At 40.0% G+C, this 21,517-nt stretch carries 18 protein-coding genes and 1 riboswitch; of the genes, 17 read left to right on the plus strand and 1 reads right to left on the minus strand.

All coding sequences use genetic code 11. The features are described 5' to 3' along the window. The first annotated feature begins 56 nt into the window (after positions 1–56). The 11 genes from polX (at position 57) to V7266_RS18170 (ending at position 14,058) form a co-directional block, all read left to right on the plus strand. Positions 57–1,772: a DNA polymerase/3'-5' exonuclease PolX gene (gene polX / locus V7266_RS18120; protein WP_335469702.1), complete on the plus strand. Its 1,716-nt coding sequence runs from the start codon at positions 57–59 to the stop codon at positions 1,770–1,772. A gap of 59 nt (positions 1,773–1,831) precedes the next feature. Continuing rightward, on the plus strand, positions 1,832–4,189 hold the full coding sequence (locus tag V7266_RS18125) for an endonuclease MutS2 (RefSeq protein ID WP_335469669.1): 2,358 nt from the start codon (positions 1,832–1,834) through the stop codon (positions 4,187–4,189). Between the two features lie 19 nt (positions 4,190–4,208). Then, complete coding sequence (locus tag V7266_RS18130) at positions 4,209–4,616, plus strand: DUF350 domain-containing protein (RefSeq protein ID WP_335469671.1); 408 nt, start codon at positions 4,209–4,211, stop codon at positions 4,614–4,616. A gap of 242 nt (positions 4,617–4,858) precedes the next feature. Further along, positions 4,859–6,565: an AMP-binding protein gene (locus tag V7266_RS18135; RefSeq protein WP_335469672.1), complete on the plus strand. Its 1,707-nt coding sequence runs from the start codon at positions 4,859–4,861 to the stop codon at positions 6,563–6,565. Positions 6,566–6,757: 192 nt separating this feature from the next. Further along, complete coding sequence (locus V7266_RS18140) at positions 6,758–7,342, plus strand: TetR/AcrR family transcriptional regulator (protein ID WP_335469674.1); 585 nt, start codon at positions 6,758–6,760, stop codon at positions 7,340–7,342. A 22-nt stretch (positions 7,343–7,364) separates the two neighbouring features. Continuing rightward, positions 7,365–8,138, plus strand: coding sequence for an enoyl-CoA hydratase (locus V7266_RS18145; protein ID WP_335469675.1), 774 nt, complete (start codon positions 7,365–7,367; stop codon positions 8,136–8,138). Between the two features lie 105 nt (positions 8,139–8,243). Further along, complete coding sequence (locus V7266_RS18150) at positions 8,244–9,017, plus strand: electron transfer flavoprotein subunit beta/FixA family protein (RefSeq protein ID WP_335469677.1); 774 nt, start codon at positions 8,244–8,246, stop codon at positions 9,015–9,017. A 40-nt stretch (positions 9,018–9,057) separates the two neighbouring features. Continuing rightward, positions 9,058–10,035 (plus strand): electron transfer flavoprotein subunit alpha/FixB family protein, encoded by a 978-nt coding sequence (locus tag V7266_RS18155; protein ID WP_335469678.1) that lies wholly within the window; start codon positions 9,058–9,060, stop codon positions 10,033–10,035. A 230-nt stretch (positions 10,036–10,265) separates the two neighbouring features. Beyond that, complete coding sequence (gene trxA, locus V7266_RS18160; RefSeq protein WP_335469679.1) at positions 10,266–10,580, plus strand: thioredoxin; 315 nt, start codon at positions 10,266–10,268, stop codon at positions 10,578–10,580. Between the two features lie 127 nt (positions 10,581–10,707). Next, entirely contained in the window at positions 10,708–12,480 is a 1,773-nt protein-coding gene (gene uvrC / locus V7266_RS18165) for an excinuclease ABC subunit UvrC (RefSeq protein ID WP_335469680.1), read from the plus strand. A gap of 66 nt (positions 12,481–12,546) precedes the next feature. Further along, positions 12,547–12,724, plus strand: a riboswitch (Lysine riboswitch). A 113-nt stretch (positions 12,725–12,837) separates the two neighbouring features. After that, positions 12,838–14,058 (plus strand): aspartate kinase, encoded by a 1,221-nt coding sequence (locus tag V7266_RS18170; RefSeq protein ID WP_335469681.1) that lies wholly within the window; start codon positions 12,838–12,840, stop codon positions 14,056–14,058. An 89-nt stretch (positions 14,059–14,147) separates the two neighbouring features. Here the strand turns inward: V7266_RS18170 and V7266_RS18175 are convergent, their stop codons facing one another. Next, positions 14,148–14,639, minus strand: coding sequence for a YslB family protein (locus tag V7266_RS18175; RefSeq protein ID WP_420491443.1), 492 nt, complete (start codon positions 14,637–14,639; stop codon positions 14,148–14,150). Positions 14,640–15,071: 432 nt separating this feature from the next. On the opposite strand from V7266_RS18175, the gene V7266_RS18180 reads away from it, so the two are divergent. The 6 genes from V7266_RS18180 to V7266_RS18205 all read left to right on the plus strand — a co-directional run bounded on the left by V7266_RS18180 (position 15,072) and on the right by V7266_RS18205 (position 21,513). Then, positions 15,072–15,683, plus strand: coding sequence for a succinate dehydrogenase cytochrome b558 subunit (locus V7266_RS18180; protein ID WP_335469683.1), 612 nt, complete (start codon positions 15,072–15,074; stop codon positions 15,681–15,683). A gap of 52 nt (positions 15,684–15,735) precedes the next feature. Next, positions 15,736–17,487, plus strand: a complete 1,752-nt coding sequence (gene sdhA, locus V7266_RS18185) for a succinate dehydrogenase flavoprotein subunit (RefSeq protein WP_335469685.1) — start codon at positions 15,736–15,738, stop codon at positions 17,485–17,487. Positions 17,488–17,508: 21 nt separating this feature from the next. Beyond that, on the plus strand, positions 17,509–18,273 hold the full coding sequence (gene sdhB / locus V7266_RS18190) for a succinate dehydrogenase iron-sulfur subunit (protein WP_335469686.1): 765 nt from the start codon (positions 17,509–17,511) through the stop codon (positions 18,271–18,273). A 139-nt stretch (positions 18,274–18,412) separates the two neighbouring features. Next, positions 18,413–19,000, plus strand: a complete 588-nt coding sequence (locus V7266_RS18195; protein ID WP_335469688.1) for a class D sortase — start codon at positions 18,413–18,415, stop codon at positions 18,998–19,000. Between the two features lie 176 nt (positions 19,001–19,176). After that, positions 19,177–19,401 (plus strand): helix-turn-helix domain-containing protein, encoded by a 225-nt coding sequence (locus V7266_RS18200; protein ID WP_335469689.1) that lies wholly within the window; start codon positions 19,177–19,179, stop codon positions 19,399–19,401. A 255-nt stretch (positions 19,402–19,656) separates the two neighbouring features. Continuing rightward, positions 19,657–21,513, plus strand: coding sequence for a PAS domain S-box protein (locus V7266_RS18205; protein ID WP_335469690.1), 1,857 nt, complete (start codon positions 19,657–19,659; stop codon positions 21,511–21,513). The last annotated feature ends 4 nt before the right edge of the window (positions 21,514–21,517 follow it).

A 21,517-nucleotide genomic window follows, 5' to 3' on the forward strand; every position in this document is an offset into this window, starting at 1 on the left:
ATTCATGCCATAAACGCAGATAAAATGAAAATCTAAACAGAGGGCAGGTGTTTATGATGGAAGTTAATAAAAAAGAAATCATTCGGTTATTAGAAACCATTGCAATTTATATGGAGTTAAAGGGTGAAAATCCATTTAAGGTTTCCGCTTTCCGTAAAGCGGCGAATGCTCTGGAAACAGATGAACGAGTTCTTACAGAAATTGAAGACTTTACAAGCATTTCTGGGATTGGCAAAGGGACTGCCGCCGTAATAGATGAGTACATAAAAGAGGGAACATCTACAGTCTTAAAGGAGTTAAAGGAAGAAGTTCCAGCTGGTTTAATCCCTCTACTCCAGCTCCCAGGTCTTGGCGGGAAGAAAATAGCCAAGCTTAATAAGGAACTGGGAATTGTAGATGTTGTTAGTTTAAAAGAAGCTTGTCAAGCTGGCAGGGTGCAAGGACTTGCTGGTTTTGGCAAGAAAACGGAAGAAAAAATCTTAAGTGCCATTGCTAATGTAGGAACAAGACCAGAACGGCTTCCGCTTGCCTATATGCTTCCGATCGCCGAACAAATCGAAGCAAAGCTGGCAGAAATGCCAGATATTACTCGTTTTTCTAGGGCAGGAAGCTTAAGAAGAATGAGAGAAACCATTAAAGATCTTGATTTTATTATTGCGACAACCAAGCCGGAAAAGGTCCGCGAGCATCTATTAAAACTGCCGGGAATAAAGGAAGTCATTGGTGCCGGTGATACAAAGGTCTCGATTGTCTTAGATTTTGATTATGACGTTTCAGTGGATTTCCGCCTCGTCCAGCCTGAGGAATTTATTACCACACTTCACCATTTTACCGGCTCTAAGGACCATAATGTCAGAATGCGTCAATTGGCAAAGGAACGCGGTGAAAAGATAAGTGAATATGGTGTTGAAAACGTAGAAACAGGTGAGATCCTTACTTTCACGTCGGAAGAAGAATTTTTCAAACACTTTGATCTGCCGTTCATTCCGCCAGAAATCCGGGAAGATGGCAAAGAGGTAGAACAATTCTCGGCGTCTGAAGAATTAATTGAACTTGCCGATATCAAAGGTGATTTGCATATGCATACCACCTGGAGCGACGGAGCTCACTCGATTGAGGAAATGGTAGAGGCCTGCCGGGCTAGAGGATATCAATACCTAGCAATCACAGACCACTCGCAGTACCTAAAAGTAGCAAACGGCCTGACGCGTGAGAGATTGTTAAAGCAAAAAGAAGAAATTAAAAAATTAAATCAGCAGTACGATGATATTCTAATCCTCTCGGGTGTTGAGATGGATATATTACCGGATGGAACCTTAGACTATGATGATGAGCTATTAGCAGATATGGATTTCGTGATTGCCTCCATTCATTCGGCATTTACTCAGCCTAGGGAAAAAATTATGGAACGGTTGAAGACGGCACTTGAAAATGCTCACGTCGATTTAATTGCCCATCCGACTGGCAGAAAAATTGGCCGCCGGGAAGGCTATGATGTTGATGTTGATTTATTAATCCAACTGGCAAAAGAGACTAATACGGCACTAGAATTAAATGCAAACCCTAACAGACTGGACTTGTCAGCTGAATATTTACGAAAAGCGCAAGAAAACGGAGTTAAGATCCTCATTAATACCGACGCCCATCAATTGGATACATTAAAACATATGGAAATAGGTGTTTCTGCCGCCAAAAAGGGCTGGATTAAAAAATCTACGGTAATTAATGCCTTGGATAAATATGATTTACTTGAATTTTTACATCAAAGATAAGAAAAGCGGAAGCGCCCCTAGGCGCTGTAGCTAGACAAATAAAAAAGGGGGGAAACTCCGTGCATGAAAGAGCTTTAAAGGTTTTAGAATTTACAAAAGTTAGAGAACAGCTTTTTGAACAGGCCTCTTCCTCGCTTGGGAGAGATAAAATAAAAAATTTAGTACCATCGACTGATTTTGAAGAAGTGGTTAGACTTCAGGCAGAAACCGATGAAGCAGCAACTGTCATTCGTATAAAAGGAAATGTACCATTAGCAGGGATTCATGATATTCGAGCCCATATTAAACGATCTGTGATTGGCGGCGTTTTGAGCCCGCACGAACTAATTCAAATTGCAAGTACTATTCATGCCAGCCGTCAAATGAAGCGATTTATCGAGGAACTGGCACAGGACAGAACAGAACTGCCAATCTTAGTGGAGCAAGTCGCCAACATTATTCCGCTCACGAACTTGGAGCAAGAAATTAAACATGCGATCGATGAGAGCGGAGAAGTATTGGATGGAGCAAGTGATCTGCTTCGATCGTTAAGGCATCAGCTTCGGTCTAGTGAATCGAGGATCCGCGAACGGTTAGAAAGTATGATTCGTTCTTCAAGCGCAGCTAAAATGTTGTCTGATGCGATTGTGACAATTCGGAATGACCGCTTTGTCATCCCTGTTAAACAGGAATATCGTGCCCATTATGGCGGGATAATTCATGATCAAAGTTCATCAGGACAAACCCTATTTATTGAGCCGCAGGTTATTGTTCAATTAAATAATCAACTTCAGGATATTCGCGTTAAGGAACAGTTGGAAATCGAACGAATCTTAACAGAGCTGTCGGCCAAAACAGCTGAATACGAAAGCGAGCTCAAGGTAATTGTCGATATTCTGGGCAATTTAGATTTTATTTTTGCAAAGGCGAAATATGGTAAAAAAATAAAGGCTTCGATGCCAATCATGAATGATCAAGGAAGAATCGCTTTATATAAAGCCCGGCATCCGCTCATCCCGATTGATGAAGTCGTTGCCAATGATATTATGCTCGGAAAAGAGTATACAACGATTGTCATAACAGGTCCGAATACCGGTGGTAAAACGGTCACCTTAAAAACGCTTGGCCTTTGCTCGTTAATGGCACAAGCGGGGCTTCAGGTACCGGCCCTGGACGGCTCCGAACTCGCCGTTTTTGATGCTGTTTATGCCGATATTGGAGATGAACAGTCGATTGAACAAAGCTTAAGTACCTTCTCGTCTCACATGGTTAACATTGTGGATATTTTAAATCGGGTCGATTTTAACAGCCTTGTCTTATTTGATGAGCTTGGAGCAGGAACAGACCCACAAGAAGGTGCTGCCTTAGCTATTTCGATTTTAGATGAGGTCCACAAGCGTGGCGCCAGGGTCATAGCGACTACTCACTATCCGGAATTAAAGGCGTATGGCTATGACCGCGAGGGGGTATTAAATGCCAGTGTGGAGTTTGATGTTGAGACATTGAGTCCGACATATAAACTGTTACTAGGAGTACCCGGACGGAGCAATGCTTTCGAAATTTCGAAACGGCTTGGTTTAAATGAAAGAGTTATTGAAGCAGCCCGCTCACATGTAAGTGAGGACACCAATCAAATCGATAAAATGATCGCTTCCCTTGAAGACAGCAAGCGCCAGGCTGAGCGTGAACAAGAAGAAGCACGCGACTTCTTAAAGCAAGCCGAAAAGCTTCACCAAGATTTACAAAAGCAAATGATCGAGTTTTATGATAAAAAAGATACAATGCTTGAAAAAGCAGCCGAACAAGCTGCTGATATTGTAGACGAAGCGAAGCAGGAAGCCGAAAAGGTTATCCGGGATTTACGCAAAATGAGAACAGAGAAACATGCGGAAATAAAAGAGCATGAACTTATTGATGCTAAAAAACGGCTTGACAAAGCAGCACCGGAAATCAAGAAGTCCACGAAACTAACAAATAACAAAACTAAGAAACACACCTTCATGCCAGGGGATGAGGTAAAGGTCTTGACCTTTGGGCAAACAGGAACCCTATTGGACCGTGTTTCAGACAATGAGTGGCTGGTTCAAATTGGGATTTTGAAAATGAAAGTTAAAGAGAAGGATATGGAGTACTTGAGTACACCAAAACAAGTGGAGACCAGGCCAATGGCGATTGTACAAGGGCGTGACACACTAGTAAAAATGGAATTAGATCTACGTGGGGAAAGGTATGAGGATGCCCTTCTAAAAGTAGAGAAATATATCGATGATGCTCTGCTGGCAAGTTATCCGCGTGTGTCCATCATCCATGGAAAAGGTACGGGTGCCTTAAGACAGGGCGTGCAAGAATATTTGCGAAATCACCGTTCCGTTAAGAAAATCCGCTTTGGAGAAGCCGGCGAAGGTGGTTCAGGGGTAACCGTCGTCGAATTTAAATAATATTCCAGGGAGATACGACATGGATCAGTTTTGGGAGAACAGATATATTGTGATTGCTGCCTATTACAGTGTTGTGATTTTATGTATGGTTGTCTTTTTAGCTGTGTTTGAACTGGTAACCAGATATAAAAATTGGGAAGAAATAAAAAAAGGAAACCTGGCTGTGGCAATGGCAACTGGAGGAAAAATATTGGGTTTGGCCATTATTTTTCGGGCTTCTATTAAGGGGAACAATTCCTTACTTGAGATGGTTGGCTGGGGTGTTTTCGGATTTGTCCTGCTGCTTGCCGGCTATTTTATCTTTGAATTTTTAACGCCCAAATTTAAAATTGATGAGGAAATTCAAAATGATAACAGAGCGGTTGGTTTGATGTCACTGATTATTTCAATTGGGTTGTCCTTAGTGATTGGTGCAGGAATTTCGTAAGGGGAGAAAAACAGTGGAGACATTAGCTAAAGTACTACTGGGTTTGTGCGGATTATTTTTACTTATAGGTATTATCTATATGGTGTTTTTTGCATAAGATGAATCATCGCTTTGGCGATGATTTTTTTTATATATTCGTAAGTCCCTTAATTGTAAAGTCTCATTGTCTATACCTAATCACTGTACTATAATAGAAGAGAGCTTAGCATTTTTACAAATTATAGGTAAAAAGGAGGGTATTTATGTTGGAGTCAAAACCATGGCTGGACCTTTATCCAAAGGAAATTCCTGTCACACTTGAATACTCCAGAGAACCCGTACAAGAATACTTAGTAAATGCAGCCAGAGAGTTTCCGGACAAAATTGCGATTCATTTTATGGGAAAAGAAATGACGTATAAGCAGCTTTATGAGGAGGCACTTAGTGTTGCCGGCTATTTACAGCAATCCATTGGTATTCAAAAGGATGACCGGGTTGCCATTATGCTTCCTAATTGTCCACAATCGGTCATCAGTTATTTTGGGATCTTAATGGCAGGCGGAATCGTCGTTCAAACCAATCCGTTATATACGGAGCGAGAGCTGGAGTACCAAATGAAAGACTCCGGATCTAAAGCTATTTTTACATTGGACATTCTTTATCCACGAGTCACAAAAGTTATGCCGCAGACTAATTTACAGCACATCATTGTAACCGCTATCAAAGACTACTTACCATTTCCTAAAAATCTCATTTACCCCTTCATCCAGAAAAAACAATATGGGATTGTCGTTAAGGTTAAACATGAAGGCCATTCCCATCTGCTCACCGAAATGATCAACATAAATTCAAGAGACCTAAACCAGCATGATGTTAATCCAGAGGAAGATATCGCCTTATTACAATATACTGGGGGAACAACTGGTTTTCCAAAGGGAGTCATGCTGACCCATAAAAATTTAATGGCCAATACATGTATGAGTGAAGCCTGGTTATATAAGTGCAAGCCTGGTGAAGAATCTGTTTTAGGGATATTACCTTTTTTTCATGTCTATGGAATGACTGCCGTCATGATTTTATCCATTAAAATGGCCTGTAAGATGATTCTTTTACCTAAATTTGATGCGTTAACAACATTGAAAACCATTCACAAACAGCGTCCAACCCTTTTTCCCGGTGCACCAACCATCTACATTGGCTTATTGAATCACCCGGACTTAAAAAAATATGACCTATCTTCCATTGATTCGTGTATCAGCGGGTCTGCACCGCTTCCGGTTGAAATACAGCAAAAATTTGAGGAAGTAACTGGTGGAAAGCTTGTTGAAGGCTATGGGTTATCTGAAGCATCTCCTGTCACACATTCTAATTTTTTATGGGATGTTCCAAGGGTAAAAGGCAGTATCGGTGTTCCCTATCCTGATACAGACGCTCTCATTTTGTCGGTTGATACGGGTGAACCGGTTCCTATTGGCGAAATCGGTGAAATTGTGATTAAAGGACCGCAAATTATGAAGGGCTATTGGAATCGTCCAAAGGAAACCGAGGAAGTACTAAAGGATGGCTGGCTCTATACAGGAGACCTGGGCTATATGGACGAAAAGGGATATTTTTACGTGGTTGACCGTAAAAAGGATATGATTATCGCGGGAGGTTTTAATATTTATCCTCGTGAAATCGAAGAAGTCCTCTATGAACATCCAGATGTAGTGGAGGCGGTTGCTGCCGGTGTTCCTGATCCATACCGCGGGGAAACGGTGAAGGCCTATCTTGTTTTAAAAGAAGGTTCCACTGTCACCGCTGAAGAAATGAATCATTTTGCCAGAAAATACTTGGCTGCTTATAAAGCACCCAGGGTTTATGAATTTAGAAAGGAATTACCGAAAACGGCAATAGGTAAAATATTAAGAAGAACACTTGTGGAAGAAGAAAAGCAAAAAATAGAGCAAGAAAGCCAAAAGCATGCGTAAGTCTTAAAACTATTTTTTTTTGAGCAGAAAAGCTTGTCACACTAGTCTTTTCTATATTAGGATGAAATGGTCAGTTTTTCTTGACAGAAGATAATTTAAATTCTATTATAAAATTATGAATGATGATTCATTCATAATTTCTTTTTATTTGGAAAAGAATACAAGAAAGACTTCTTCAAAAGGGTGGATACTGTGAAAAAGAACAAACCGAAATATATGCAAATTATAGATGCAGCAGTCATTGTTATTGCTGAAAATGGGTATCATCAAGCCCAAGTTTCCAAAATCGCGAAACAGGCAGGGGTGGCCGATGGAACCATTTATCTATATTTTAAAAACAAAGAAGACATCCTTATCTCTCTCTTTGAAGAAAAAATGGGCGAATTCGTAGAAAAAATCGAAGAAAAAATAGCAGGAAAAGTGACGGCAGAAGAGAAGTTATTAATGATGATTGAAACCCATTTTCAACTTCTATCTGATGATCACCATATGGCGATTGTTACCCAGCTAGAATTACGTCAATCCAATAAAGAATTGCGTTTAAGAATAAATTCAGTTCTGAGAGGATATTTACAGGTTATTGAGAAAATCATTTTAGAAGGTAAAGAAACAGGGGAGTTTTCAAGTAATCTTGATGTTCGTCTAGCCCGGCAAATGATCTTCGGGACAATCGATGAGACCGTTACATCATGGGTGATGAACGAGGAGAAGTATGATTTACTGGCATTAGCATCTCCAGTCCATCGACTGTTGATCGATGGCTGTGGAAAAAGATAAGGAAGGAAAAGGGGGAGTTGCATTGGAATACTTAAGATGGTCGTATCAGGATCGCATTGCCACGATTACTATCGAGCGTCCGCCCGCGAATGCATTATCATCAGGTCTGTTAAGAGAATTGTCAACAGTCCTTGATGAAATCGAGCCAAACCGTGAGATTGGAGTTATCGTCATCCACGGAGAAGGCCGATTTTTCTCAGCTGGAGCCGACATTAAGGAATTTACGACAGTAACTTCATCAGAAGGATTTGCGAACCTTGGCAAGTATGGGCAAGATTTATTTGATCGCATGGAAAAGTTTCCAAAACCAATTATTGCAGCCATCCATGGTGCGGCACTTGGCGGCGGACTTGAGTTGGCAATGGCCTGTCATATCCGTTATGTAAGTGAAAATGCCAAACTTGGTCTGCCTGAGCTTCAGCTTGGGTTAATCCCAGGTTTTGCAGGGACACAGCGTTTGCCTAAATACATCGGTGTGGCAAGGGCGGCGGAAATGCTGTTTACTTCTGAACCGATTTCCGGTCTTGAGGCAGTGCAATATGGTTTAGCAAATCGAGCCTTCCCTGAAAGTCAACTGTTAGATGAAGCGTTTAAACTGGCGGGCAAAATTGCTAAGAAAAGTGCTGGTTCCATTCAAGCAACCATAGAATTATTAAATTATGCGAAAACAGAAGAATTTTATGAAGGAACAAAAAGGGAAGCTGAATTATTTGGTGAAGTATTTGTTTCAGAAGATGCAAAAGAAGGAATAAAGGCATTTCTTGAAAAGAGAGAGCCTAGTTTTAAAGGGGCATAACTTCTAATGGCAGACCTCTGTCCGGAAGTTCCAATATTTTTTTGCTGAAAATTTTCTCAATCTTTCGAACTGAATTAATGTTTGAAATTTACTAGGAGGGAAACCATGAACATTTACGTTTTAATGAAAAGAACCTTTGATACAGAAGAGAAGATAACCATTTCCGGCGGTAAAATCAATGAGGATGGTGCAGAGTTTATCATTAATCCTTATGATGAATATGCGATTGAAGAAGCGATTCAAGTTCGTGATGCAAATGGCGGTGAAGTGACCGTTATTTCCGTTGGAAATGAAGAATCTGAAAAACAATTACGTACAGCACTTGCCATGGGGGCAGACAAGGCTGTTCTAGTTAATATTGAAGATGAAGTAGAAAATGGCGACCAATTTACTACTGCGAAAATTCTAGCTGAATACTTGAAGGATAAAAATGCGGATTTAATTTTAGGAGGAAATGTCGCTATTGATGGCGGTTCAGGCCAAGTGGGACCGCGTGTTGCTGAACTGCTTAACATCCCGTATGTCACAACGATTACGAAGTTAGAAATCAATGGAACAAATGTAACGGTAACTCGTGATGTCGAGGGCGACTCTGAAGTGATTGAAACCAGCCTGCCGCTATTGGTTACTGCACAGCAGGGGCTAAACGAGCCGCGTTACCCTTCATTGCCAGGTATTATGAAGGCAAAGAAAAAGCCGCTTGAAGAATTAGAATTAGATGATCTTGATCTTGAGGAAGACGATGTGGAAGCCAAAACAAAGACAATTGAAATCTATTTGCCGCCTAAAAAAGAAGCCGGCAAGGTTTTAGCGGGCGACTTAAATGACCAAGTTAAAGAACTCGTTCATCTTCTTCATACAGAAGCGAAAGTAATCTAATCCATTCACATAAAAATTGTTTTTCAGGAGGGGTATTAGCATGGCAAGAAAAGTATTGGTACTCGGGGAAGTACGTGACGGATCATTACGTAATGTTTCTTTCGAAGCAATTGCTGCAGCTAAAACAGTGGCAGAGGGCGGCGAAGTGGTAGGTGTTTTAGCAGGCCAATCTGTAAGCGCTTTAGGTGTGGAACTGATCCAATATGGAGCAGACCGTGTGGTAGTGATTGAGAACGAAAAATTAAAGCAATATACATCTGACGGTTTTTCCCAAGCTTTATTAGCTGCCATTGACCAAGAAAAACCTGAAGGATTGGTGTTAGGTCATACGTCATTAGGAAAGGATTTAGCACCGCGTATTGCTGGAAAACTTTCTTCTGGCCTTATTTCTGACGTAACGGCCGTAGAAGCCGCAGGCGGAAATATTGTGTTTACTAGACCCATATACTCTGGTAAAGCATTTGAAAAGAAAATTGTGACCGAGGGGTTAATTTTTGCAACCGTCCGTCCGAATAATATTTCCCCGCTAGAGAAGGATGAAAGCAGAACAGGAGATGTAACTTCGCTTTCTGTTGACATTAAAGATCTTCGTGCCATCATTAAGGAAGTAGTGAGAAAGGCAAGTGAAGGAGTAGATTTAAGTGAGGCAAAGATCGTTGTTTCCGGCGGCCGGGGTGTGAAAAGTGCGGAAGGATTTGCGCCGCTAAAGGAATTAGCTCAAGTATTAGGCGGGGCAGTTGGGGCCTCTCGTGGTGCATGTGATGCTGACTATTGTGATTACTCCCTGCAAATTGGCCAGACTGGAAAGGTTGTTACACCTGATCTATATATTGCCTGTGGTATATCAGGTGCTATTCAACACCTAGCCGGAATGTCCAATTCTAAAGTCATTGTAGCGATTAACAAAGATCCAGAGGCTAATATTTTTAAAGTAGCGGACTATGGGATTGTCGGTGATTTGTTCGAAGTCGTGCCACTGCTAACAGAAGAATTTAAAAAATTAAAAGTCCACTCATAACGGATATAGGGTTCAAACTAAAAAGAAAGCATGGAAGCGAGTTTACTGACTGACATGCAGGTCAATACTAAAAAGCGGGCAGGCAGCTGCTCGCTTTTTATCACGCTATTGAATAGAATACTTACAGTAAAAAAGGGAAAATTATTTGCGAGACATATTATTAGCGTGATATGACGAACAAATGATATACTTTCCGTAGTATTTCAGTATTTCAGAGGAGGTCAATATAAATGGCTATTTCACACGTAACAGATCAAAATTTTACTGCTGAAACAGGTTCAGGCCTTGTGCTTGTAGATTTTTGGGCACCATGGTGCGGACCTTGTAAAATGATCGCTCCAGTTCTAGAAGAACTTGATGCAGAAATGGGCGATAAAGTAAAAATCACTAAGCTTGATGTGGATGACAATCCACAAACGGCAGCTAACTTTGGTGTAATGAGCATCCCAACATTGTTGGTATTCAAAGACGGCGAAGTGGTTGATAAAGTAGTCGGCTTCCAGCCTAAAGATGCGCTAGCAGGCGTATTAGAAAAGCACGTATAAGGTAAACATGTAAGAACCTCAGGCTAATAGGCTGAGGTTCTTTTTTTACAAACTTCTCCTACTTCCCTTTATTGTGTTTTTGCATTAGAATTTTATAGATAGATAAAAAGACGGAGGAGTGGCCGGAATGAATGAAATTATTAAGCAAAAATTGACCCTGCTGCCCGATCAGCCTGGCTGCTACTTAATGAAAGACCGTCAGGGAACAATTATTTATGTAGGGAAAGCAAAGGTGTTAAAGAACCGTGTTCGCTCTTATTTTAACGGTTCTCACGACGGGAAGACATTAAGACTTGTCAATGAAATCGAGGACTTTGAGTACATTGTTACCTCTTCAAATATAGAAGCGCTGCTGCTTGAATTAAATCTAATCAAGAAATACGACCCTAAATATAACATCATGCTAAAGGATGACAAGACATATCCGTTTATTAAATTAACAGCGGAGAGACATCCGAAACTAATTATTACGAGAAAAGTAAAAAAGGATAAAGGAAAATATTTTGGGCCCTATCCAAATGTCGGAGCGGCGAACGAAACCAAAAAACTGCTCGATCGAATTTATCCGTTACGTAAGTGCTCTACCCTTCCTGACCGGGTATGCTTGTACTACCATTTAGGACAGTGCCTGGCACCATGTGTCAATGAAGTAAGTGAAGAACAGTATAAAGAAATGACGGACGAAATCACCCGCTTTTTAAATGGCGGCTATAAAGAAATTAAGAATGAGCTAACGGAAAAAATGACGGCCGCAGCAGAAGAACTTGATTTTGAACGGGCAAAAGAATTTCGAGATAAAATAGTTCACATCGAGACCATTATGGAAAAACAAAAAATCACGATGACGGACTTCACTGACCGTGATGTGTTTGGCTATGCAGTCGATAAGGGCTGGATGTGTGTTCAAGTATTCTTTGTCCGTCAAGGCAAGTTGATTGAGCGGGATGTGTCGATGTTCCCGATTTATAATGAACCTGAGGAAGAAATCTTAACTTTCCTCGGTCAATTTTATACGAAAGCAAATCATTTTAAGCCAAAAGAGATTCTCATCCAAGATGAAGTTGACCTTCATTTAGCGGAACAGCTGCTTGAGGTAAAGGTATTGCAGCCGCAAAGAGGGGCCAAAAAAGATCTGGTTAAAATGGCGATTAAAAATGCCAATATTGCTTTAAAGGAAAAATTTTCACTCATTGAAAAAGATGAGGAAAGAACGATAAAGGCTGTTGAAAATTTGGGAGAGCTCCTTGGGATTTATACACCGCACCGAATTGAGTCATTTGATAACTCCAATATTCAAGGGACAGACCCCGTATCAGCGATGGTTGTTTTTACAGATGGAAAAGCAAACAAACGGGAATATCGAAAATATAAAATAAAATCAGTAAAGGGTCCTGATGATTATGAATCTATGCGGGAAGTCACAAGAAGACGATATTCGAGAGCTCTAAAAGAAAACCTGCCGCTGCCGGATTTAATTATTATTGATGGCGGTAAAGGACATGTTGAGGCCGTACGGGATGTTCTCGAAAATGAACTTGGTTTAGATATTCCGCTTTCAGGTCTTGTGAAGGATGAGAAGCACCGCACTTCACAGCTTCTTTATGGAAATCCGCTCGAAATTGTCCCATTAGCCCGGAATAGCCAGGAGTTTTATTTACTGCAGCGAATTCAAGATGAAGTCCACCGTTTCGCGATTACTTTCCACAGGCAAATTCGAGGGAAAAGTGCATTCCAATCATTACTCGACGATATCCCGGGAATTGGGGAAAAACGCAAAAAATTATTATTAAAACAGTTTGGTTCGGTGAAAAAAATGAAGGAAGCCACGCTGGAGGAATTTACTGCTCTTGGTATTCCAAACAATGTCGCGGAAGAATTAATCGAAAAACTTCGTTCATAATTATTGTCATATAAAAATGAACATGCTATAATGGTGAAAATTTAATCAGTCACTTTATCGTACTAAAGTGAAGGTAGAGGTGCGAAATTCAATAGTAATGATTCTGAGAAGGATGAGCTTCAATGAAGGATCATGAAAGGGAATATTCGCCGAAGTGAAGAAGGACTCATATCCTTTTTTTGCTGGTTCTGTATTGAAGAAATCCAGAATTGTCAAGACGATGTCTTGGAGAGCTATCTTACGTTGTTTGTGCAGGAATGTATTTTTCGTGTTCAAAAAGCAATGAGATGCTCTCTCATTGCTTTTTTTATTTTTCTAGAATACTAGTTACAGCAAAGTCGAAAGTAGGGGAAAAAGATGGGTTTAGTTGTTCAAAAATTTGGCGGCACTTCCGTTGGAAGTGTGGAAAGAATATTAAATGTTGCTGCATGTGTAAGAGAGGAGAAAGAGCGCGGCAATGATGTGGTCGTCGTTGTTTCAGCAATGGGAAAGTCAACGGACCAGCTTGTAAGCCTGGCCAAGGATATAACGAAGGAGCCTAGCAAACGCGAAATGGATATGCTCTTGTCTACAGGCGAGCAGGTTACGATTGCTTTACTTTCCATGGCTTTACAACAACAAGGGCTTGAGGCCGTTTCCTTTACAGGCTGGCAGGCTGGAATCGTTACGGAGCCTGTTCATGGTAATGCCCGAATTGCAAAAATCAATCCAGAAGCGATTCAATCTCAAATCTCAACTGGGAAAGTTGCCATTGTCGCAGGCTTCCAAGGTGTAACCGAGGATGGCCAAATTACGACATTAGGCCGCGGCGGATCAGATACAACCGCAGTTGCCTTAGCGGCGGCACTAAAAGCTGATAAATGTGATATTTATACGGATGTAACAGGCGTATTTACGACAGACCCAAGATATGTAAAAGATGCCCGGAAACTATTATCCGTTTCCTATGATGAAATGCTCGAGTTAGCCAATTTAGGCGCGGGTGTGCTTCATCCTAGAGCAGTCGAGTTTGCAAAAAACTATAAAGTACAGCTTGTTGTCAGATCAAGCATGGAGAAAGAAGAAGGAACAGTTATTGAGGAGGAAGCAACAATGGAACAAAATCTAGTGGTACGCGGAGTGGCATTTGAGGATGAAATTACAAGAGTTACCGTATTAGGTTTGACTAACTCACTTACAAGTCTATCAACCATTTTTACGACTTTAGCACAAAATCATTTAAACGTAGATATTATTATTCAAAGTACAACTGAAGCTGGAAGTGCTAATCTGTCATTCTCCATCCATACAAATGATTTATTAGAAACATTACGAGTGCTTGAGGACAATAAAGAAGAACTAGGGTATGAACAACTCGATGCCGAAAATAAGTTAGCCAAGGTATCGATTGTCGGTTCAGGAATGATTTCTAACCCGGGTGTCGCAGCGAAAATGTTTAAGGTTCTCGCTGAAAACGATGTCCAAATCAAAATGGTCAGCACATCCGAAATCAAAGTCTCAGCCGTAGTCGAAGAAAAAAACATGTTAAAAGCAGTTGAAGCCCTTCACAAAGCATTCGAGTTAGGCGAACAACAATAAGATAGTAAAAATGGTGTCAGGCTGCCTTTCGGTGCCTGACACCATTTTTATCACCGCTGTAGAATAATTTGATTGGATAGGAGACTGGATTACTTGATGTAGTCTTTATTGTCCCATTTGACGGTAAATTGTACTTTGTTTCCTTTTTTGACTGGATGTTCGAAGGCTTCAGCGACGACTTCTTTTTGAAGCTCCATTTGCTGGGCGAGAAAGCCTGCCTCGAGCTGGAAGTAATGCTCGGCCTTTGATTTTACCCGTGAAACATGTAATGGGCTCAACAGTTCAATCTCCATCTCATTTCCTGATTCTTTTTTAATTTCCAGCTGGCCCCATGAGGCATTATGAAAAAAACTAATGACCTCATCAAAATCAGCTAATGGGTATTTCCGCGCAAGCCGTTTGCCTGCCCAATATAATATTTCCGGTGTATCCTTACCAAGAATCTCAGGCAGAAGGATTTCCCTGATTAACTCATATCCGAATATCGATATGGTGCGCGGTTCAGCTGTGTGGTCAGCTCCGGGTTCAACGGAATGTTCAGCTGTGTTCAAACTTACATCAGCAACAGTGCTTTCTTTCAATATGTTTCCCCTCTTTCTATCATTCTATTATATACAATTTGCGACGGATTTCAGTACGGTTTTATCTGGAATTAATAAATTATTGCGGAATATTTAATCCTATTTTTTATCATAATTATTATTTCCTAATGCAAAAAATTACTAACAGTTAGATGTTGGAAATTCATTGATAAATATCGTGCTATTACATAACAAAAGGCTATAATAACCAACTGTTATAAAGGTCTATTATAATATCAATATATTTAAAAAATTTTATATTTTTGCTAAAGAATCTGTATCCGTTTTCTTGACGCTCTTAAATGACAGGAGTAAAATGGACTTGTCACATAATTGTCACAGTGGAAGTGGTGTCAATTATGAATTCGTAAAGTATTAAATAAAGCAGCTTAAAAACAACATTTTTTTAAAACTAAAAGGGGGGTAAAAAAAATGGCGGGTAATCGTGAGTTTGTTAATCGCAGATTGCACTCATTATTAGGGGTTATTCCAATCGGAGTATTCCTGACGCAGCACTTAATAGTCAACCATTTTGTAACAGGGGGAGCTGAATCTTTTAATAAGGCTTCAAACTTTATGGGAAGTCTTCCTTTCAAGATTGTCCTCGAAACAGTAATTATTTATTTACCGTTGTTATATCATGCAATCTATGGACTTTATATTGCTTTTACTGCAAATAGTAATGTTAATAGATTTGGTACTTTCAGAAACTGGATGTACTTACTGCAGCGTATTACAGGCGTAATTACCTTAATCTTTATTGCCTGGCATGTATGGCAAACACGTGTAGCAGCTGCTATGGGGACTGAAGTAAACTATGACATGATGCATGATATTCTTTCATCACCATTTATGTTTGGTTTTTATTTAGTAGGAATTCTCTCAGCTATTTTTCACTTTGCGAATGGTTTATGGTCATTCTTAGTAAGCTGGGGAATTACGGTATCACCACGTTCACAAAAAATTACCACATACGTGACGATCGGTGTGTTTGTTATTCTCTCATTAATTAGTATTCAAACATTAATAGCATTTGTATCTTAATAGATTATATATCGGAAAAAATTGTATTTTGGATTAAAGGAGTGAGTCACGAATGGGAAAAGGTAAAGTGATTGTAGTCGGCGGCGGCCTTGCGGGCTTAATGGCTACTATCAAAGTGGCAGAATCAGGAACACCGGTAGAGCTTTTTTCGCTAGTTCCGGTTAAACGTTCTCACTCTGTTTGTGCCCAAGGTGGTATTAATGGAGCGGTAAATACAAAAGGTGAAGGTGATTCTCCGTGGATTCACTTTGACGATACCATTTATGGCGGAGATTTCTTAGCGAATCAGCCGCCTGTAAAAGCGATGTGTGATGCAGCACCTGGAATTATTAATTTATTTGACCGGATGGGTGTTATGTTTAACCGTACGCCTGAAGGTCTACTAGATTTTCGCCGTTTCGGCGGAACACAGCACCACCGGACAGCGTTTGCTGGAGCAACAACTGGACAGCAGCTTCTCTATGCACTTGATGAGCAGGTTCGCCGCCATGAAGTGGATGGTTTAGTAACCAAATATGAAGGCTGGGAATTCCTTGGTGCGGTTCTAGATGATGAACAGGTTTGCCGCGGCGTTGTCTGCCAAAACCTAAAAACAATGGAAATTAAATCCTTTGCTGCAGATGCTGTCATCATGGCAACCGGCGGCCCTGGTATTATTTTCGGTAAGTCTACTAACTCTGTTATTAACACAGGGTCAGCTGCATCGATCGTTTATCAGCAAGGCGCTTACTATGCAAATGGTGAAATGATTCAAATTCATCCAACCGCTATTCCTGGTGATGATAAGCTTCGTTTAATGAGCGAATCCGCACGTGGTGAAGGCGGTCGTATCTGGACATATAAAGACGGAAAACCTTGGTATTTCCTAGAGGAAAAATACCCTGCCTACGGAAACCTTGTACCACGTGATATTGCGACACGTGAAATCTTTGATGTATGCGTTCGTCAAAAACTTGGTATTAATGGGGAAAACATGGTATTCCTTGATCTATCTCACAAGGATCCACATGAACTAGATATAAAACTAGGCGGTATTATTGAAATTTATGAAAAATTCATGGGTGACAACCCGCGTAAAGTTCCAATGAAAATTTTCCCTGCTGTTCACTATTCAATGGGTGGACTATGGGTTGATTATGATCAAATGACAAGCATCAAAGGTTTATTTGCTGCCGGTGAGTGTGACTATTCACAGCACGGTGCTAACCGTCTTGGAGCAAACTCCTTGTTATCAGCGGTATACGGCGGTATGGTGGCAGGACCAAATGTTGTTAAATATATTGAGGGACTTGAAAAGAGTTCTGATGCCATTTCTTCTACTGTATTTGATCGTCATGTAAAAGAACAGGCAGAAAAATGGAATAATATTATGTCTTTAGATGGTAAGGAAAATGCCTATGTTCTTCATAAAGAGCTTGGCGAATGGATGACTGATAACGTAACGGTTGTCCGTTATAATGACAGCCTGTTAAAAACAGATGAAAAGATTCAAGAACTATTGGAGCGTTATCAAAACATTAATATCAATGATACTTCGAAATGGAGCAACCAAGGAGCGGCGTTCACAAGACAATTACAAAACATGCTGCAATTGGCTCGTGTTATTACGATTGGTGCATATAACCGAAATGAGAGCCGTGGTGCTCATTATAAACCTGATTTCCCTGAACGGAATGATGAGGAATTTATGAAAACAACAATGGCTAAATTCGTTGATTCTAAAACTGCTCCTGCTTTCCATTACGAAGATATCGACGTTTCGTTAATTAAGCCAAGAAAACGCGATTACACTACAAAACATTAATAGAAAGGGGAGTAGGGAAACATGTCTGAAAATAAAAAGGTAACTTTTATTATTACTCGTCAAGATAGCCCAGATGCTGCTCCTTATGAGGAGACATTCGAAATTCCATATCGTCCGAATATGAACGTTATTTCGGCATTAATGGAAATCCGTAAAAATCCGGTAAATTCACAAGGGAAAACGACCACTCCCGTAACATGGGAAATGAACTGCCTTGAAGAGGTTTGCGGTGCATGTTCAATGGTTATTAACGGAAAGCCTCGTCAATCATGTTCGGCATTGGTTGATCAATTAGAGCAGCCAATCCGCTTAGCACCAATGAAAACATTCCCGGTTGTCCGTGACCTTTCCGTTGACCGGAGCAGAATGTTTGATTCGTTGAAAAAGGTAAAAGCATGGATTCCGATTGATGGAACGTATGATTTAGGACCTGGACCACGGATGCCTGAAAGAAAACGTCAATGGGCATATGAGCTTTCTAAATGTATGACATGCGGCGTATGTTTAGAAGCCTGTCCAAATGTGAATAGTAAAACAAACTTCATGGGACCAGCTGTATTTAACCAAGTTCGCCTATTTAACGCTCATCCAACAGGTGAAATGAATGCGGCAGAACGTTTAAATGCTTTTATGGAGGATGGCGGTATGCAGGGCTGTGGTAACTCCCAAAACTGCGTTCAAGCTTGTCCAAAAGGAATTCCAATTACAACCTCTATTGCAGCGGTTAACCGGGCTGCTACTATGCAAGCATTTAGAAACTTTTTCGGAAGCGACAATGGTAACTAAAAAGCATTTGAATCTAAAAAACCTTCTTTTCTGTTTAGGAAAGAAGGTTTTTCTTTTGAATAGGCAATAGTTTCAATAGTCCTATCGTGTCACTTTTTGATATACTTGAACAAATGACCTATTAAGGCAGGTATTCAATGTGAAAAAAATAAAATTACCCTTTTTTCTTATTTTCATCGGCCTCATTTTAGTGGGTGCCGGTGTTTGGCAATATGCTCATGCAAAAGTAAAATCCACCACGGCTCTGAGCCAAGCGAAGGAGATCATCAGCCAGAACCAGCCGGTTGCAGCTGATAAGAAGAAAGCTGACAAAAGTACACCTCCTGCTACAGGTGATACCATCGGGATTCTAAACATTCCAAAAATTAAAGCGGAATTGGCCATCGTGGAAGGGACTGACCCTGATGATCTTGAAAAAGGAGTAGGCCATTATAAAGGCTCTTATTTTCCGGGTGATAAGGGGCAAATTGTTTTATCAGGCCATCGGGATACGGTTTTTCGCAAATTAGGTGAGTTAAAAAAAGGTGAATATCTAAAGATGCAGATGCCGAATGGAAATTACACATATGAGATTACTCGTACTAAAATTGTTAAAGCAAATGATAAGAGCATCATTACCTTACAAAAACAGCAAGAAGAATTAATTTTAACAACCTGTTATCCATTTCATTATGTAGGAAATGCACCAAAACGATATATTATTTATGCAAAATTAATTAATTCTTGAGATTAATGGTCTAATAAGGGAAAAAATTAGGAATATATTTTTAAATTTTTAATAAAAACCCACTCCTTTAAGTGAATTATAGTCACTCCAATTGTATCGTTTACATAAGATATGATGACTAAATATATACCCATCCCACGATACATTACTGGCGAAGGCAAGGAGGGTTACAATACTTGAAGGAGAATGAATATAATCACAAGCCATTACTCACCAAACGCGAAAGAGAAGTATTTGAATTATTAGTACAAGACAAAACAACGAAAGAAATCGCTGGTGACTTATTTATAAGCGAAAAGACAGTTAGGAATCACATTTCAAATGCCATGCAAAAGCTTGGTGTTAAGGGGCGATCACAAGCTGTTGTAGAGCTCCTTCGCATGGGAGAGCTAGAACTTTAAAGATGACCGGCTTCCATTAGGAGGCCGGTTCATTATTAGGGAAAAAGTTTTTTTAGAAAAGTAAAAAATGCACAAATCATCCACTAGTGTCCGTTTGGAACCAATATATTGTTTCTTCTTTTGCTGGTATGGAAGACAATATAAGTTAATGGAAAATAGTAGAAATATATTGAAAGTTTTATCAGTAAAACTTACAATGAAAAATAGAATGGTAATATAGGTATTATCATGGGAGAAAGGAACGGTTAGAGAAAGATGAACAGTCCTGTTGAAGCAATTAAAAGTGAAAAAAGACTGCTGCTATTCAAATATTTGGAAAAAGCCCAAAGCAGCCATAAAACGCTATTTTCCCGAAACGAAGATAGTATATTTGTATTGGATATAGAAGGACATGTTGTACAATCAAATCCGGCATTCCAACAATTGACAGGTTATTCACAGGCGGAAGCGGACGAGTTAAGACTTCAATTTCTCTGTCCAATCGACCATATCAATAAGGTGTTCCATCATTTTAGTAATGCTGTATTGGGCCGCTTTTCAAACTTTGATACGAAGATTATCACGAACTTTGGTCAAACCTTTGATTTAAACCTAATGTTTATCCCCATAAGTGAAGAAGACCAAATCGTCGGAATCAGCGCAGTCGGTAGAGATATAACTGAATTAAAAAGGAAAAAAGAAGAAATAAGAAAAGTTGAAGAGATGCAGCGTGTGTTAACTGATAATATATTGGATGTCATTGTGAGTACAAATTTGCAAGGGGAAATCGTTTATGTATCTCCTTCCTGCGAATATATACTTGGTTATGAGCAAAATGAAGTATTAGAACAGAATATATTATCATTTGTCCATCCTGATGATGTTGAAAATGCCTATCAGAGCCGAAAAAAAGTCCTCGACAGCCAGGAAAGTGGACGAGACTACTATCGTGTTCGGAAAAAAAATGGTGACTATATGTGGGTGGAATCGCTTTGTAAACCGATCATCGCCCATGACACCCTCCATGTTTTAGAAATTGTCAGTGTGATTAGAGATATTTCAGAACGTAAAAAGGGCGAGGAAGAAGCAAAAAGACGGGAAGAGACCTACCGAGATTTAGTAGAGCACTCACCCGATGCGGTGATTATTGCGAAAGATGATGAAATTCTTTTTATTAATGATACGGGTGCACAGCTATTGATGGCAAAAGATAAAAAGGAGATTCTATCACTTTCATTGCCGGATATTTTTCATCCTGATTTTCACGAGATTGCTAGAGAACGGGAAAAACAGGTGATGGCTGGAACTGCCACCGAGTTTATGGAGTATAAATTACTGCGTTTAGACGGCACAGTCTTTGTTGCCGAAGTGAAGGGAATTCCAACCTTCTATCAAAACGCACCTGCTAGACATATTATCATCCGAGATGTAACAGAACGGAAAAAGACCAACGAACTCCTTCTTAATTCTGAGAAATTGAATGTGGCAGGGCAATTGGCAGCTGGTATTGCGCATGAAGTGCGAAATCCGCTTACCGCAATCAAAGGGTTTCTACAGTTAATGGAGTCTCAAGGTGAAGGAAATAAATCTTACTTCGGTATTATTCAGTCTGAAATGGATAGAATTGAATTGATTTTGAGTGAGCTTTTAGTCCTGGCCAAGCCGCATGAATTAAAATTTGAAGCCGTTGATCTCATTACTTTGCTAGAAAATGTCAAGACATTAATTGATACGCAAGCTGTTATAAATGGAATTAAAATCGAAACAAAATACAATTATCGTAATTTTACGGTTAAATGTGATAAGAACCAGCTAAAACAGGTGTTTATCAATATTTTAAAAAATGCGGTGGAAGCCATGCCGAAGGGCGGGTTTGTCACGATTGACGTCCAACAGCATGGTTGTAATATGGTGAAGATCATCTTTAAGGACACCGGATTCGGAATGTCACCTGAAATCCTAAAACGTGTGGGAGAGCCTTTTTTTACAACAAAAGAGGACGGTACTGGACTTGGTATCATGATTTCTAAGCAAATTATCGAAAATCATGGCGGAACTATTAATATCTGGAGCGATGAGCAGGGCACCATTATAGAAGTGATATTACCGATTGCAAGTGAAAGGCTTCATTAGAAAT

Source organism: Neobacillus drentensis, from assembly GCF_036965645.1.
GTDB classification, from domain to species: domain Bacteria; phylum Bacillota; class Bacilli; order Bacillales; family Cytobacillaceae; genus Neobacillus; species Neobacillus drentensis_D.

Coding starts and splice junctions, on each gene's coding strand:
- sdhA (WP_335469685.1), top strand. CDS start 15,736: ATGGGAAAAGGTAAAGTGATTGTAGTCGGCGGCGGCCTTGCGGGCTTA.
- V7266_RS18180 (WP_335469683.1), top strand. CDS start 15,072: ATGGCGGGTAATCGTGAGTTTGTTAATCGCAGATTGCACTCATTATTA.
- V7266_RS18130 (WP_335469671.1), top strand. CDS start 4,209: ATGGATCAGTTTTGGGAGAACAGATATATTGTGATTGCTGCCTATTAC.
- V7266_RS18135 (WP_335469672.1), top strand. CDS start 4,859: ATGTTGGAGTCAAAACCATGGCTGGACCTTTATCCAAAGGAAATTCCT.
- sdhB (WP_335469686.1), top strand. CDS start 17,509: ATGTCTGAAAATAAAAAGGTAACTTTTATTATTACTCGTCAAGATAGC.
- V7266_RS18205 (WP_335469690.1), top strand. CDS start 19,657: ATGAACAGTCCTGTTGAAGCAATTAAAAGTGAAAAAAGACTGCTGCTA.
- V7266_RS18170 (WP_335469681.1), top strand. CDS start 12,838: ATGGGTTTAGTTGTTCAAAAATTTGGCGGCACTTCCGTTGGAAGTGTG.
- trxA (WP_335469679.1), top strand. CDS start 10,266: ATGGCTATTTCACACGTAACAGATCAAAATTTTACTGCTGAAACAGGT.
- polX (WP_335469702.1), top strand. CDS start 57: ATGGAAGTTAATAAAAAAGAAATCATTCGGTTATTAGAAACCATTGCA.
- uvrC (WP_335469680.1), top strand. CDS start 10,708: ATGAATGAAATTATTAAGCAAAAATTGACCCTGCTGCCCGATCAGCCT.
- V7266_RS18150 (WP_335469677.1), top strand. CDS start 8,244: ATGAACATTTACGTTTTAATGAAAAGAACCTTTGATACAGAAGAGAAG.
- V7266_RS18155 (WP_335469678.1), top strand. CDS start 9,058: ATGGCAAGAAAAGTATTGGTACTCGGGGAAGTACGTGACGGATCATTA.